Raw genomic sequence first — 13,216 nt, 5'->3', positions numbered from 1 at the left:
TCATGATGAAGCTCTACTACGCCCCCGGCACCTGCGCCCTGGCCTGCTGGATCGCGCTGGAATGGGCCGGTGCCGACTACGAGGCGGTGAAGGTCGACCAGCACGCGGACGCCTACCGCGCCATCAATCCGCTGGGCACGGTGCCGGCGCTGGACATCGGCGGTGCACGCGCGATGACCCAGGCCGATGCCATCCTGCAGTACATCGTCCAGCGTCATCCCGAGGCCGGGCTCGGCGCCGATGCGAGCATCGAGGCGCAGTTCGTGTTCAACGAGACGCTGGCCTTCCTGACTGGCGACATGCATCCGGCGTTCTGGCCCTTCTTCACCCCCGAGCGCTACACCACCGATGCCAGCGAGACGGCCCTGCAGGCGGTGCGCGACGCCGCACCCGCACGCATCGCGCGCGTGCTGGCCCACCTGGACGCGCTGATCGGCGACACCGACCACGTCTACGCCGGCCGCCGCAGCGTGGCCGACGCCTACGCCTTCGTCATGGCACGCTGGTCGGACAAGGCCGGCGAGAGCTGGCGCAAGTACCCCAACCTGGCCCGCTTCATGCAGGCCATGGCGCATGACCCCACCGTCAAGACCGTGCTGGAACGCTCGAGCGGGCGCTGAGCACGACAGGGGCCTGACATTCCCGCGGACGCGGGAATGTCGGGAGGGATTGGCTGCCGGCTGTCAGCCACCGCCCTTGTGGGAGCCGCCCTTGTGGCCTTTTCGGCCAATGGCGGCGACGGGCTTTCCCGGGAGATCCCCATCGCCGGCATGTCGGCTCCAACCACATGCGCTGCGCTGGTCGCAAATTCCTCGGTGCTGAGGCAGAACGGCCCGCGGCGCCGTCGCTGCCAAGCTCTTCCCCATCCGTCATTCCCGCGGGAGCGGGAATCCATGGACGTCGACGCTTCGATGCGGAAGTCCCTGGGCCCCGCTTTCGCGGGAGCGACGGCAGGAGGTGCGTGAGCGGCTCAAGGTCTGTCAGTGGCTTCAATGCCGGGGAGGCAGCACGACCCAGGCCTTGTTGCGATCGCGCACTCGGCCTGCCTGCGAGCTCGAGCTGCCCGCCAGCCTACGAGGTCGAGCAGCCGCTCAGCCTGCGCAACCCCGCGCCCTTCATCCCTCCGGCGCCGGCGCCTGGCGCACGATCACGTACTGATCGCGGCCGAGGCGCTTGGCTTCGTACAGGGCGGCGTCGCTGGCGGCCAGGATGGTCTCGACCTGGTCCGGCGCCGCGTCGTGGCAGACCACGCAGCCGCAGCTGATGGTCAGGATGCCGGCCTGGGTGCCGGCGTGGGCGATGCCCAGCGCATGCACGCGCTCGAACACGCGCCGCAGGAAGGGCTCGGGGTTCGCCGTGCCGGCGAGCACGAAGACGAACTCCTCGCCGCCATAGCGCGCGACCAGGTCGGTGGGCCGCACCGCTTCGCCCAATGCCTGCGCCACCTGGCGCAGCGCGCGGTCGCCTTCCAGATGGCCGTGCAGGTCGTTGAACGCCTTGAAGTCGTCCAGGTCGATCATGCCCACGCACACCGGTGCGCCGCCCGCGCCGGCCAACAGATCGTCCAGCTGCCGGTCCATGCCGCGCCGGTTGGCCACGCCGGTCAGCGCGTCTTCCTGCGCCTCGCGGCTGAGGACATCGCGCTCGTGCCGCAGCCGGCGGTTGGCGTCGCGCAGGGCGTGCTCGCCGCGCATCGCATCGGTGACATCGACCGCGAAGCCCACCGCGCGCGGCGCGGCGCCGCCGCGGGTCTCCATCCGCGCGGCCGACCGGATCCAGCGCACCTCGCCGTCCGGACGCACGATGCGGTAGGCCGTCGAATACTGCTTGGCGCCGGTCAGCATCTCGGCGGCGAGGGTCTCCACCTGTGTGGCGCGCTCGCGATCGTCCGGATGGATCAGCCGCCGGAACTCCTCCAGCGTGGACACCGCCTGCCCCGGCGGCAGGCCCATGATCCGGCACCAGGTCTCGTCGCATTCGAAGTGATCCTCGGACACGTTGTAGTCCCAGATGCCCAGCCCGCCGACCCGGGCGGCGACCACCAGCCGCGCCTCGCTGTCGCGCGCGGCCTCCAGCGCCAGCCGCTCGCCGGTGACGTTGCGCGAGATGCACAGGATCGCCGTGGGCTGCTGCGCCTCGTCGAGCATCGGCGTCAGCAGGTTGTCCCAGTATTCCGGCGCACCGCCCTCCACCTCGCTGCGGCCGGTGAAGCGATCGGCGTGCCCCTCCCGCACGCGCTCCAGGGCCCGCGCGCCGGGCCGATGCACGTCCTGCGGCAGCAGCGGCAGCCAGGGCATGCCGAAGCCCGAGTCGGCCGCCACGCCCAGCGCCTGGCAGCCGGCCCGGTTCATGTGCAGCAGGCGGCCGTCCAGGGAGATGATCTTGATGCAGTCCTGGCTGACATCGAGCATGCGCGACTGCGCGGTGGTCAGCTGTTCCAGCTCGGCGATGCGCTGCTTGTAGCGGTGGATGTCGGTGCCCTGCCACAGCAGGGTGGGCGTACCCCCGTCCAGCGCCGGCTGCGCGCCGACCTCGAACGCACACCAGCGCAGGCCGGCCGGCGTGCGCAGCGGCAGCTCCAGCGCCTGCGGCGCGGCGTCGGACGCCAGCGCATCCAGGGCGTTGCGCAGCCCGGGCCGGCCCTGCACCGCCACCAGGTCGAGCAGCGAGGTCGGCATCTCGGCCTCATCGGCCACGGTCAGCCGCCGCAGGTCCTGGCCCAGCTGCAGCAGGCGGCCGGCGCGATCGGTGACGCAGGCTAACCCGCGCAACGGCGCCATCGCCAGGTCGGCAGCTTGCCCAAGGTCGGGGCCCCTCGCGGAGTCCTGGTGTTGCACGCTTTCGTTCTGCACTCGCCGCTCCTCCCGACACCCGGGCCGTTCCGCGCCGGGTTCGCATCGATCCAACGGCTGTCGTATACGTGGATCGCACACTGCGCGTCCAGAGCATGTCTTGGCCCCGCCGTGCCGCGCCACGCCCGGCTCCCGAAGCGCGCCGGGCAGCCCGGCGCGAACGCCATTGCGCCGCCCGCGCCCGCCCCGACCCGCGCGACCTTGCGTCAACGCCTGCCACGGAAGCCGCGCGCCGGCGCGCTACGATGCGCACACCCCACCGCTGCACGCACCAGAGCGCCATGAAGTCCCGCCCCTTCGACGCACCGACGGCATGAGCGACGCGTCGAACCCCGCGCGTGCGCGGACCCGGCCCTGGAATGACCGCGTCGACCCCTGGGTCGGCGCGCTGCTGAGCCTGCTGCTGCACCTGCTGATGCTGTGGGTGCTGCTGCATGCCGACGTGCCGGTGGTGCAAACCACCCAGGGCGCGCCGGCCGGCGGCCGCACGCGGGTGGACTTCATCGGCGAGAGCACCGCGCCGGCCGATCCGGCCCCGCCCAGCCCGCCGCCCTCGCGCCAGCCCACCCCGCCCACGCCGGTCCCGCCCAAGCCGAAGGTCGCGCGCAAGCCGCCGCCGGCCTCGCGCCTGCAGACCACGCGCGTGGACCACCCGGCCGACCCGCTGCTGACCGAGGCCGACACCACGCCCGCGCCCAGCGCCACGCCCAGCCCGCCCGTGCCCGCGCCGGCGCAGACCCCGCCGCAGGCGTCCACGCGCCCGCCGGCCAACCCGCCGCCGACCGACCGCCGCTCGCCCAACTGGGGCCACCCGCCCGGCTACATCGCCCAGGACAGCGCGCCGGAGAACGCCGGCTTCGACGACAGCCCCGCGCTCAACCAGGGCCGCGGCCGCGACAGCGGCATGGATGGCGCCAGCCTGTCGGTCGGCGGCTACCAGGCCTATTACGAACCGCGCGTGGAAGAACGCGTGCGCACCTGGATGGCGCAGGGCATGAAGGAGTTCTTCATTCCCCTGCCCGGCACCGAGTACCTGATGGTGTGCCCGCTGGAGATCGTGCTGCGCAACGGCTCCGGCCCGTGCCGCGCGCTGCCGCCCGATTCGCCCGAGCTCAAGGGCATCGGCGACTCGCGCGACATCATCAACATGCAGCGCGTGTATCACCGCGGCGAGCTGGTGTGGAAGGGACCGGGGCCGTATCGCTGAGGGTGGGCGGGTTGGCGCGAGCGGCGGATCAAGCGTGCGCTCGCGCGTTGGCCGGTGGCATGAGGCCGAAGATGGCATGCCGGCGCCTTCGCTTCGACGCCCACGCACGCGATTCGCGCACGAATGCAGAGCTTCGAACCCCTCGCCTGATCAGAAAGCGAGCAGGCCCTCGGTTCGCATGCGCAAGACCGCAAAGCCACGCACCACGCTTGCACCGGATCGGCACCGACTGGCCCAATACGGCTTCTCACCCGCCCGATCGGCCCGCTTCCATGTCGCCTGCCACGCCCGCCTCCGCCGTGACCGTTCCCCTGCTGGAGACGCCACGGCTGATCCTGCGCGAGTACCGCGCCAGCGATTTCGAGCCCTTCGCCCGGCACCTGTCCGATCCGATCAGCGCCGAGTTCCTCGGCGTCGTCGACCGTCCCACCGCCTGGCGCTTCTTCTGCTCGCACGTGGGCATGTGGCAGCTGTACGGCGCCGGCTGGTGGTCGGTGACGCCGCGCGAGGGCGGCGAGCCGGCCGGCCATGTCGGCGCCTTCCTGCGCGAGGGCCGCGACGGCCTGGAACTGGGCTGGAGCATCTACCGCCCGTTCTGGGGCCAGGGCCTGGCCGGCGAGGCCGCCGCCGCCGTCCTCGACTACGCCTTCCAGACCCGCCGCGAGCCGCAGGTCCACGCCCTCATCGACCCCGGCAACATCGCCTCGCGGCGCGTGGCCGAGCGCCTGGGCCTGCGCTTCGACGGCAACACCGAGCTGCACGGCAAGCCGGTGGAGCGCTACGTGCGCAGCGCGACGCTCTCCGAGGCCTGAGGTCGCCAGCGGCTGGCCGGTCGACGCAGACAGCCGCGCGCGCTTCCACTGCGCCGCGAAGACCCGCTGCACCACGTCCGTCGCACCGCGTCGCGCAGCGGCGAATCGGGGACATGCATCTCGATTTGGCCCCGCCGGGCGATCGATCCCGTGCGCTAGTATCGAAACAAGGGGACGCACCCCACCATGCAAAGGAGCTGACATGGCAGATCCGAACCGGATGCCCAGCGATCCCTCCCACCCCGACCACGCGCTGTATCAGCAACTCCTGCGGGGCGTCGAGGGGCTGCACCGCTGGCAGGGCGATCAGAACGCCAACGTCGCCGCCGCACTCTATGCGCAGGTCAAGGCGGACCCGCGCTTCCCGGAGCAGATCAGCCAGGTGGTGCTCGGCGATCCGTCCGCGAAGGTCCCCTCCGTCTTCGCCACCTATACGCCGCCTTATGGGGCGGACCCCATGCGGGCCAGCGCGCCGACCTCGAGCGCACAGACGCCCGCGGCGGACAGCCTGCGTCCCTTCGCATTGCCTGCCTCCCAGGTGGACAAGGACGGCATGCTCACGGTCCCGGAGATCCGCAATGCGCGCGTCACCGCGCTCGAGCATGGCGCGCTGACCTCGCCGGAAGCCATCGTGATGCACCGCACCGAATCCTCCACGGCGAAAAGCACGCTGGATGGCTACAACGCCGGTGGCCAGCCTGCCGGCGCGCACTTCCTGATCGACAAGGACGGCACGATCTATCAGACCGCGAGCCTGGACCACCAGACCTGGCACGTGGGCAAGATCCGCTCGCGCGGCGCCGAGGAAGGCACGCTGATCGAGCCCGACAAGACCTGGCACGCGCAGACCGGCTTCAAGCCCACGGCCATCAACAGCCACGAGAACGCGAACCCCTATCCCATCCGCTATCCCAACAACAGCGACAGCATCGGGATCGAGGTCGTGGGCGCCTACAACGCGACGACCAAGACCTGGGACGCGCCGACCGCCGAGCAGACCGCCTCGATCCATCGCCTGGTCGGCGTGCTGCAGCAGCAGTATGGATTGGACAACCATGACATCTACAAGCACGACACCATTTCCTACAAGACTGCGGGCGAGGGCGATGGCCTGTACGTGCCTGGCGCTGCCGCTGCTGGCGGCGTGCAACATCCCGCAGGCCCGACCCGCTGACACCGGCGCGGCGCCGGCCGCCGCAGGCAGCGACAACGTCCAGGTGCTGAGCGTGGGCACGTCGGTCTACGTGCCGGACGCGGGACGTGCAGCGGATCCGGGACTGGAAGCGGCCTGCAAGGCGTGGAAGCTGGATCGCGAAGGCGTCGCGCGCTTCTTCGGCGCCAGCCGCGAGTATCCGGACGGCACGGGCGATGCGTTCTACGCGCTGCCCTGCACGATCAGCGGCCAGCTGCAGGCGGAAGGCAAGACCTGGTCCTATGCGATCAATGCCGCCGCCACCGCGACGTGGACCCGTGGCAACGTGGTACGCACCTTTGGCTGTTCCGCCAGCGCGTGTACGCCGCTGGTGCTGATGATGCCCGACAACAATTCAGGCCAATAGCGCGACGCCCACGACGCAACAAGCGACATGTTCTGAATGGGGTGGCCCGGCTCGGCCAGTCCTCAGGCGATCTAACAAACCCGCCCACGTTCATGCGCCTGCCGAGCGCCTGGACTACGCCCGGTCATGGCGCAGCGCGGCGCCCTCCATCCCCGATCCGGCGCGCCGCGACACGCCGGCCAGCTGGAGCCACAGCGCATACAGCAGCAGCGGCACCGCCCAGCTGCCCCACAGCATCCAGGCGATCAGGCCAGGCGACGGCGCGAGCCCGGCGCCGACCACGCCCGCCAGCGCCAGCCGGAAGACCGCGGGCGCCAGCGTGACCAGATAGGCGCGCAGCATCCAGCGCCGGTGCGTCCCGACATCCCGCCGCAGGATCGCCGCCAGCCCGAAGCCCGCCGTGACCCACCACGCCGCGCTGGTCGCGCTGAAGGCCAACCGGATCGACAGCGGCGCCGGCGAGGTCGCGATCAGCCCCGCCGCGCCCACCATCGCCACCAGCATCGCGCCGAAGTACACCCGCCCCGACCAGCGATGCACCGCCCAGGCACCGCGCCAGCGCTGCGTCACCAGCTGCACCAGCCCCAGCGCGATGCCCAGCCCACCACCGGCCAGATGGCACCACAGCCAGCCCCGCCGCAGCAGGAACATCGCGTACGCCGGCGAATCCAGCGCGGCGTACTTGAGATAGGCCGCATGCAGAAAGCCGATGCCCAGCCAGCTCAGGGCGAGCACGACTGCAGCGGATGCCACCACCGAGATCCATCGCCCGCTCCGCCTGCCTTCCCATGCCATCGCTCGACTCCCGTTCGCGGTTCTGCCAGTACCCCGGTCTTTCACGCCGCCAGATGCCATTGCTTGACTCCATCGTCTGCTCCACACTCCCAGCTAGGACGAAGTGCAGCAAGGAGCAGCTCCAGTGATGTATCTGATCTTCAGCAGCGCGGTATTGCTGCCGATGCTACTCGTAGTTGTGGGCCTGCTCATCTGGCGCTTCCTGCGCTCACTCGACCGCCGGCGCGCTCCATTCAACATTCAACTGGTCAATCTCCCAGGCGACGGCCTGCGCCGGCGCATCGCGCGCCACGAGGAGAAGCTGCTGGATTTCTCCGGCATGATCTCCGTGGCCGGTCCGACCTTCCTGGCCCTCTGGCTGCTCGCGCGCATCGACAAGACGGGTATCGACTGGACGAAGATCCGGTTCGGCATGGGCGACTTGATGTTCGTTGTAGTGCTGGGGGCGATGCTGGCCTTCGCACTATGGCGCATGATTCACCACGCGAGGGCACGCCGCAGAGCACTGGACGGACTTCACGCAGAGCTGGCCGTCGCGCAATGCCTGACGCCGTTGATCGCCGAAGGCGCGATGGTCTTTCACGACGTCCCGGCCAACGGATTCAACCTGGACCACGTCGTGGTCGCACCCGGCGCGGTTTTCGCGATCGAAACCAAGTCTCGCCGCAAGCCAGCAGAACGTGGCAAGGCGTCAGCTCGGGTTCGCTACGACAACCAACAGCTATTCTTCCCCCAGCACACCGAGATCAAGCCGATCGAGCAGGCCGACTATCAAGCTAGATGGCTGGAAAGCTATCTGCGCGAAGGCGGCATCGAACAGGTGCGCGTCATCCCGGTGGTAGCATTGCCGGGCTGGTATGTGGACAGTGAGAAGTCTGTCTTTCCTCGAGTACTGGTCAATAACTGCACCAACAGTAGCTTCATGCTGCGCATCGGGTCAGGCACGCCCCTCCCCCAATCAGTCCGCAAGTCCATCGGCCAGCTGATCACGCATCGCTATCCGTCGCCCGCAGAGCCACGGCCCTGATCACAGATATGTGCGTACCGTAGAAGCAATCATCAGCTATTGCGCGGGGCCCGTCCTATGTTGCGAGAGGTTATAAGGTCATATATCAGCGGCATTTAACCGGTCGACTAAAATATCTAGAGTGTTCACCGCTTTACTTGAGCTCCAACTGCATAACGAATGAGAGGGCTTTCGAACTCGTTAAGGAAGATCCTCAAAGTCACGATACGGGTAGTTGGATCTCTGTTCTCAATCCAGTCAAAACAGCTCTCAAGTAGTCGCCATCCAGACAGAACATCTATAGTGCTACGCTGTATCGGCAACTTAAACTCACCTCTCAGTACGGCCCCCGCCTTCAGGTATTCAAAAACGCATCTAATGTAGTTCCGTTCCGGCATTCCTTTTACTGATCGCGTCACCGTATACGCCCAAATGCCAACTTCGGCGACAAATAATTCGAGTCCATTAGCTTCCGCTGCTAACTTCGTTGTATCTGACAACTGCTCTTTATTTTCGCAAAGATCAATGGTGTCGCGCGTAGCCCTTAGACAAAGTCGAGTGGAAGTGACCGTGGTCGGGAATGTCATATCCACGACCAACGTGGGCTTTCTATCAATCCTATAGGTTGAAACTTTAATTTCCGTCTTGAGCCCAGCATTTGAGGAGATATCTCGGAACTTTTCTTGAATGACCGGGTCGTAAATATCTCTAAGTGACTCAGACAACACTATATTGCCAACCACCAAACCTAGAAATCTTGCAGGCATTTCGTATTCCTGCTGCCTGTTTGGATTCCATCGATGGGGGCTTTTTAATGAATGATGTCGTAGGTGCCCCCGCAGTAATACGAGAGACTCAATTTTTTTGTACGCCGTCGAATCCGGCTTGAAAACTTCCTCCAGATGCTTTGATTTTCTCGGCTGCTTTTCCGTCGCCTCTTGCCGAAAGTAAACTATCGCTTCATTAAGATACTTCAAGAAATCCGGAACTTGGCATAGCAACTTCGTCTGTCTTTCATTCCCAAATTTTCCATCACAGTACCGGGTCTCCAAAAACAGATAGTAATTATTATAGGCGTCCACGTGCCTTCCTGAAGCGTAAGCAATTCTACCTTCACGAAAGTGAGCTACCGACTCAACTCGCACGTGATCAACTGAGTTGACCAAGAAAGCTTTACCGATCGCGTCGAAATCTAATGCCGCGTTTAGTATCTCGCCACGCGAGCTTCCAAAGGAAGTAATCGGTATCATTCCATCCTCTGAAGGATTTTCAGCCCTAAATCTCAACTGAGGATTGTCAAAATCTAAGTCGAACACTTGTTGGCCTGAAAGTACAGTTTGCCACTCCATCAGCTTTTCTACAGTTGATTCTATATATATGCCTCCAGGCAAGCTGATCCTGGCTGCAGGGCTCGACTCTGAACAGGCCTCCAGCTGTGGTGCATTCTCGATTCCGACACCTGAGTAGGAAACGCATACCATTTTTACGACACCGGACTCACATTCTAGAAACAGCGATGTATCTCCAGCCCTGACCGGCCAGCTTTCCATGAGCTCAACGTAGTTTTTAACTGGGAAGGCCACTGTAACTAGCAAGTTAGTCACTCCTTGATCAATTAATCAATCGCATAAAATGCAATTGCAATCCCGGTGTTCCTTATGGTGCTTCGGTGGATCGTTTGATGAGCACAGATGATCATTCGTCTTGGCTAGGTATCCGCAATTTTATCCTTCGCATAGAAGCATGTCTTTCTCCATTTACTCGCATCTATTTCGGATTCTCGAAGAGCACAAGATGATGAAGTAGATGAGGATCTCCCGATGACAGCGACATTGCCAGTATCCAGCGGCGAGGCGGGCGGATCGCAAGGTGCCACTACGCTTCAGCGGCGCGGTGCTACTGCCGATGCTAAGCGGGATTGCAGGCTCGCTCGTCCGTTATCCTTCTCATCCGGGCCGGATTGGCGAGGCTGGCGCTGCACCCCCTCGATACGACCGGTTCTTACGCGGGCGGAGTGGAACCTTACGGGCGCCGATGCCGGCATGGAACGTGCAGAACATCGACAACCAGGCACTGCCTGCTGCCTCACTCGTGTTCCGCAGACGACGAGGCGCAACGCCGGCATGAAGCGCAGCCCGAGCATCTAACCGTTACGCCGCGCGAACGCCTCGAACCGCGCATGTTCGGCGGATAGACGCTCGCGGAACTCCGGCGTGTCGGTGGGGCCGAACCCGACCTCGGCCTCGCCGCGCTCGATGCGTGGGAACACCGCATCGCAGAACGCGTCCAGATCCGCGCCGTGCGCCTGTCCCGGCCCGGCCAGGGCGGTGGCCACCGCCGGCGGGATCAGCTCGGTGACCGTCACGCCGGCCCCGGCCAGGGCCCGGCGCAGATTCATCGTGTAGCTGTGCAACGCCGCCTTGGCCGCGCTGTAGCCCGGCGCGAAGGTCTGCGGATTGAACGCGCCGCCTGAAGTGACGTTGACCAGCTGCCCACCCTGGCGGGCCTTGCGCAGCAGCGGGACCAGCAGCGTGCCCAGGTGGATCGGCGCGCAGAACAGCAGATCGATCTCCGCCTGACGCTCGGGCCAGGCCGCAGTGTCGTGGGCGATGTCCACCCGACGCTGGATGCCGGCGTTGTTCACCAGCACATCCAGGCCGCCCAGCTCGGAGGCGATGCGGTCGGCCAGGCGCTCGCGCGCGTCGGCGCGCGCCAGGTCGCCGGCGATGGTCACGCAGCCGGGCAGCTCGGCCCGCGCCTGCTCCAGGCGCTCGGCGGAGCGGCCGGTGATCACGACCCGCGCGCCGCCTTGGGCATAGCGCTTGGCCAGCCCCAGGCCGATGCCGGACGTGCCGCCCGTGATGAGCACCGTGCGTTGTGTTGTCATGTCAATAGCATTCGTCCGCTATTGTTGCCATGTCAACAAGGCGGGGATGCGCATGAGCAGACTTTCGGAACAGGACATGCAGCGATGGATCGCCTGGAAGCGCGCCACCGAGGCCGTGATGGCCGCGGTCGTCGCGGAGATCACCGCACACACGGGCCTGTCGGCGGCGGACTTTTCCGTGCTGACGCGCGTGGTCGAAACGCCCGCGGGCCAGATCCGCCAGCAGCGCCTGTCCGATGATCTGGGCTGGGAGCGCAGCCGGCTCTCGCGTCAACTGACCCGCATGGAAACGCGCGGGCTGCTGCGCCGCGAAGGCTCGACCGCCAACTGGCAGGTCGTCGCCACCGCCGACGGACGCGACGCCGTCCGCGACGCCCGCCGCGTCCACGCCGACGCCGTGCGGCGCGTCCTGATCGACGCGGTGCCCCCGGAAGATGCCGACGCGTTCTGGCGCGTGGTGGCGCGGCTTGGGGCGGGCGATCCGTCGCCCTGACCACCTAGGCATTGCCTCCAGCTTTCCCTGCGCCAAGGCTTTTATCCCTCAGCAGGCGGATGGATTGGAGTTCAAGCCAGCAGCGTCACACCCACGGCGCGATCAGCGCCGTGTCCACCGAACACACCCATATCCGCGCGGGACGGGGGCACGCAGTCAACCCGACAAGGCCGCCCGGCGGATGCGCTTGCCAAACGCCTGAGCTACGCGCGGTCATGGCGCAGCGCGGCGCCCTCCGCCCATGACCCGCGATGCGCGGCGCCGGCCAGCCTGAGCCACAGCGCATACAGCAACAGCGGCACCGCCCAGCTGCCCCACAGCATCCACGCGATCAGGTCCGGCGATGGCGCCACGCCCTGCGCCACCACGCCCGCAAGCGACAGCCGGAACACCGCCGGGGCCAGCGTGACCAGATACGCGCCCAGCATCCAGCGGCGATGCGCGGCCACGTTGCGACGCAGGATCGCCGCCAGGCCCGCACCGCCGGTGACCAGCCACGCCAGCAAGGTGGAGCCGAAGGCCACGCGGATGCCCGTCGGTGCCGGCGAGGTCGCGATCAGGCCGACCGCGCCGACCATGGCCACCAGCATCGCGGCGAAGTACACGCGGCCCGACACCCGATGCACGCGCCACAGCCGCGGCCAGCGCTGGGTCAGCAGTTGCACCAAGCCCAGCACCACGCCCAGCCCGCCACCGGCCAGATGGCACCACAGCCAGCCCCGCCGCAGCAGGAACATCGCGTACGCCGGCGAATCCAGCGCGGCGTACTTGAGGTACGCCGCATGCAGAAAGCCGATGCCCAGCCAGCCCAGGGCCAGCACGACGGCCGCGGAGGCCGCCACCGAGATCCCTCGCCCGCTCCGCCTGCCTTCCCATGCCATCGCGCGACTCCCGTTCGCGGTGCTGCCGGTGCTTGGTTTCCTGGCGCCGGCAGGTGAGATCACCTGGCCTTGCGGACCAGCCCCACCCCCACCAGAACAAGAAGCGGCGAGGCGGACGGATCGCAAGGTGTCCCCGCGCTTCAGCGGCGCGGTGCTGCCGCCGATGCTACGCGGGATTGCGGGCCAGCTCATCCGTGACCGTCCTCATCCGGGACGGATGGCCGACGCCGGCGCTGCCCCCTCGCTGCGCCGGCCGCTTACGGGGGCGGAGCGGAACCCGCGAGCGCCGATGCCGGCCAGGGCTCCCCGCCCCGCAGCCGCTGCGCATAAATCGTATCGACCAGCACCCGCACCTCGTGCGCCGCATGGAAGATGCTCTCCCCCAAAGTGCTCAGGCTGGCGTCGTCCAGCTGCGCGCCCGCGCACACCGCCACCATGTCGCTATGCGCGCTGATCGTGCGCAGCAGCTGATGGAACCGATCGATCTGCGCCTGTGTCGCGCCGAACGCGTAGCTCGCGCTGGGCGGCGCGGTGATAACCCCTCTGATCTTAGGAGCCCTTCTGGAGGCTTTCGAAGGCGTCACGGCCTGCTTCCTCGACATGACGGACAGCGCGTCCGCGAATCGAAGTTATCGGGTCCCCTTCGATATCCGAAAATCAGATATTGGCTTATTGCCCGATTCTCGGTTTCCGCGCTGCACCGATGAGATCAACGCGTTCGGTC

Annotated in this window: 13 protein-coding genes; 7 read left to right on the top strand and 6 right to left on the bottom strand. The window is 66.7% G+C overall.

The window, feature by feature from the left end:
- The first annotated feature begins 2 nt into the window (after positions 1 to 2).
- Positions 3 to 620, top strand: coding sequence for a glutathione S-transferase N-terminal domain-containing protein (locus tag LAJ50_RS00065; protein ID WP_205961545.1), 618 nt, complete (start codon positions 3 to 5; stop codon positions 618 to 620).
- Between the two features lie 495 nt (positions 621 to 1,115).
- Here the strand turns inward: LAJ50_RS00065 and LAJ50_RS00060 are convergent, their stop codons facing one another.
- Positions 1,116 to 2,780, bottom strand: a complete 1,665-nt coding sequence (locus LAJ50_RS00060) for a diguanylate cyclase (protein ID WP_138654182.1) — start codon at positions 2,778 to 2,780, stop codon at positions 1,116 to 1,118.
- A gap of 385 nt (positions 2,781 to 3,165) precedes the next feature.
- Between LAJ50_RS00060 and LAJ50_RS00055 the strand changes: the two genes are divergently transcribed.
- The 4 genes from LAJ50_RS00055 to LAJ50_RS00040 all read left to right on the top strand — a co-directional run bounded on the left by LAJ50_RS00055 (position 3,166) and on the right by LAJ50_RS00040 (position 6,430).
- Positions 3,166 to 4,059, top strand: coding sequence for a type II toxin-antitoxin system RelE/ParE family toxin (locus LAJ50_RS00055; protein WP_224096413.1), 894 nt, complete (start codon positions 3,166 to 3,168; stop codon positions 4,057 to 4,059).
- Between the two features lie 299 nt (positions 4,060 to 4,358).
- Complete coding sequence (locus tag LAJ50_RS00050; RefSeq protein ID WP_171044682.1) at positions 4,359 to 4,871, top strand: GNAT family N-acetyltransferase; 513 nt, start codon at positions 4,359 to 4,361, stop codon at positions 4,869 to 4,871.
- Between the two features lie 202 nt (positions 4,872 to 5,073).
- Positions 5,074 to 6,045, top strand: coding sequence for a peptidoglycan recognition family protein (locus LAJ50_RS00045; RefSeq protein ID WP_138655148.1), 972 nt, complete (start codon positions 5,074 to 5,076; stop codon positions 6,043 to 6,045).
- On the top strand, positions 5,978 to 6,430 hold the full coding sequence (locus tag LAJ50_RS00040; protein WP_138655150.1) for a hypothetical protein: 453 nt from the start codon (positions 5,978 to 5,980) through the stop codon (positions 6,428 to 6,430). Before LAJ50_RS00045 ends, LAJ50_RS00040 begins: the two co-directional genes overlap by 68 nt.
- A 114-nt stretch (positions 6,431 to 6,544) precedes the next feature.
- Here LAJ50_RS00040 and LAJ50_RS00035 read toward each other — a convergent pair whose 3' ends face one another.
- Positions 6,545 to 7,183, bottom strand: coding sequence for a DUF2306 domain-containing protein (locus LAJ50_RS00035; RefSeq protein ID WP_343227922.1), 639 nt, complete (start codon positions 7,181 to 7,183; stop codon positions 6,545 to 6,547).
- 169 nt (positions 7,184 to 7,352) lie between these two features.
- Between LAJ50_RS00035 and LAJ50_RS00030 the strand changes: the two genes are divergently transcribed.
- Entirely contained in the window at positions 7,353 to 8,252 is a 900-nt protein-coding gene (locus tag LAJ50_RS00030) for a nuclease-related domain-containing protein (protein WP_138655154.1), read from the top strand.
- Between the two features lie 125 nt (positions 8,253 to 8,377).
- Here the strand turns inward: LAJ50_RS00030 and LAJ50_RS00025 are convergent, their stop codons facing one another.
- The gene (locus LAJ50_RS00025) at positions 8,378 to 9,781 is read right to left on the bottom strand and encodes a hypothetical protein (protein WP_138655156.1); all 1,404 of its coding nucleotides are present in this window, start codon (positions 9,779 to 9,781) and stop codon (positions 8,378 to 8,380) included.
- Positions 9,782 to 10,374: 593 nt separating this feature from the next.
- Entirely contained in the window at positions 10,375 to 11,118 is a 744-nt protein-coding gene (locus LAJ50_RS00020; RefSeq protein WP_138655158.1) for an SDR family NAD(P)-dependent oxidoreductase, read from the bottom strand.
- Between LAJ50_RS00020 and LAJ50_RS00015 the strand changes: the two genes are divergently transcribed.
- Entirely contained in the window at positions 11,093 to 11,611 is a 519-nt protein-coding gene (locus LAJ50_RS00015; protein WP_171044683.1) for a MarR family winged helix-turn-helix transcriptional regulator, read from the top strand. The genes LAJ50_RS00020 and LAJ50_RS00015 overlap by 26 nt on opposite strands.
- Before the next feature lie 203 nt (positions 11,612 to 11,814).
- On the opposite strand, the gene LAJ50_RS00010 is transcribed toward LAJ50_RS00015, so the two are convergent.
- The gene (locus LAJ50_RS00010) at positions 11,815 to 12,453 is read right to left on the bottom strand and encodes a DUF2306 domain-containing protein (protein WP_224096412.1); all 639 of its coding nucleotides are present in this window, start codon (positions 12,451 to 12,453) and stop codon (positions 11,815 to 11,817) included.
- 296 nt (positions 12,454 to 12,749) lie between these two features.
- Positions 12,750 to 13,040, bottom strand: coding sequence for a hypothetical protein (locus LAJ50_RS00005; RefSeq protein ID WP_224096622.1), 291 nt, complete (start codon positions 13,038 to 13,040; stop codon positions 12,750 to 12,752).
- Between the last annotated feature and the right edge of the window lie 176 nt (positions 13,041 to 13,216).

It is taken from the genome of Pseudoxanthomonas sp. X-1 (assembly GCF_020042665.1).
GTDB lineage: Bacteria > Pseudomonadota > Gammaproteobacteria > Xanthomonadales > Xanthomonadaceae > Pseudoxanthomonas_A > Pseudoxanthomonas_A spadix_A.
Note: the sequence above shows the minus strand (reverse complement) of the source record. Positions and strands in the feature narration are given on the sequence as shown.

Excerpts from the sequence above, each read along its gene's own strand:
- LAJ50_RS00065 (WP_205961545.1), top strand. The coding sequence starts at position 3 with ATGATGAAGCTCTACTACGCCCCCGGCACCTGCGCCCTGGCCTGCTGG.
- LAJ50_RS00025 (WP_138655156.1), bottom strand. The coding sequence starts at position 9,781 with ATGGAAAGCTGGCCGGTCAGGGCTGGAGATACATCGCTGTTTCTAGAA.
- LAJ50_RS00015 (WP_171044683.1), top strand. The coding sequence starts at position 11,093 with ATGAGCACCGTGCGTTGTGTTGTCATGTCAATAGCATTCGTCCGCTAT.
- LAJ50_RS00045 (WP_138655148.1), top strand. The coding sequence starts at position 5,074 with ATGGCAGATCCGAACCGGATGCCCAGCGATCCCTCCCACCCCGACCAC.
- LAJ50_RS00060 (WP_138654182.1), bottom strand. The coding sequence starts at position 2,780 with ATGGCGCCGTTGCGCGGGTTAGCCTGCGTCACCGATCGCGCCGGCCGC.
- LAJ50_RS00020 (WP_138655158.1), bottom strand. The coding sequence starts at position 11,118 with ATGACAACACAACGCACGGTGCTCATCACGGGCGGCACGTCCGGCATC.
- LAJ50_RS00030 (WP_138655154.1), top strand. The coding sequence starts at position 7,353 with ATGTATCTGATCTTCAGCAGCGCGGTATTGCTGCCGATGCTACTCGTA.
- LAJ50_RS00040 (WP_138655150.1), top strand. The coding sequence starts at position 5,978 with ATGGCCTGTACGTGCCTGGCGCTGCCGCTGCTGGCGGCGTGCAACATC.
- LAJ50_RS00055 (WP_224096413.1), top strand. The coding sequence starts at position 3,166 with ATGAGCGACGCGTCGAACCCCGCGCGTGCGCGGACCCGGCCCTGGAAT.